This is a genomic window from Syntrophomonas sp. UBA1041 (assembly GCF_002316705.1).
In the GTDB taxonomy this organism is placed as follows: domain Bacteria; phylum Bacillota; class Syntrophomonadia; order Syntrophomonadales; family Syntrophomonadaceae; genus DTU019.
The window spans coordinates 917-1,769 of sequence record NZ_DCEA01000105.1 but is presented as its reverse complement, the minus strand read 5'-3'; the positions used below and the strand labels follow the sequence as shown (position 1 = coordinate 1,769).

Sequence of the window (853 nt, the reverse complement as noted above, 5' to 3'; positions counted from 1 at the left end):
CGCATCAGGATTTCATTGCCGGTACAGCACATGCCGCAGACATTGATGCCGCTGGCTCCTGCCGCCCGGGCCTGGGCCAGCAATTCCGGATCTCGGGCCGCGAAAACAATGATGTCCGACAGAGTAGGTTCATGGCCGTGGAGAATGATATTGACCTGATCGGCTTTAATAACGCCCAGATTACATCGGCCTTTAACCGGTTGCGGGGTGCCGAAAAGCACGTCGGCCAGCTCGGTGGCCCACATGGAGCCGCCCCAGCCGTCGCTCAGGGAAGTGCGCAAGCCGTGCAAAGTCAGATTGACATAGTCGGTGTCGACTCCCATATGAGTGCGGTGCATGCTTTCCACTACTTCCCGGTCAATGCCCCGGGGAGTGATACCCAGTTTGGCCCACAGGTCTTTTCTTTTCTGGGGCGCACGCTCCAGCAGTTGCAGACAGCCTTTGCGGCTGCCGAATTCATCCAGAGCCAGGCCGGACAGATCCAGGGCGATTTCCCGGGCGGAGCGTCCCTCCACCGGGATACCGCATTCCTGAGCCAGGGTCTGCAGCTTGGTTTCGTCCTTGATCGGGTAATCCGGCGCGTTGCCCTGCACGGCTTCATAGAGGGTGGTGGCGATATCGCGTCCGTGATCGGAATGGGCGGCGGCGCCGGCGGCAATCATGCGGAGCAGGTTGCGAGTCACGATAGTGTCGGCATTGGCCCCGCAAACCCCTTCATGCGGTTCCTGCCCAAAGGGGTCGATACGGCAGGGGCCCATATTGCAATTGCGGCAGCAGATTCCCAGTTCGCCGAAGCCGCATTGGGGCTGCTGCTGGGTCAGGCGCTCCCAGGCGGTGCTGATGTTTTCGGCGG

1 protein-coding gene is annotated in these 853 nt (G+C 61.1%); it reads right to left on the bottom strand.

All coding sequences use genetic code 11. The annotated features are described in order from the left end of the window. Positions 1-853, bottom strand: an 853-nt coding sequence (locus B2633_RS15055) for an anaerobic carbon-monoxide dehydrogenase catalytic subunit (protein WP_483171587.1), incomplete at both ends; no start/stop codon positions are given.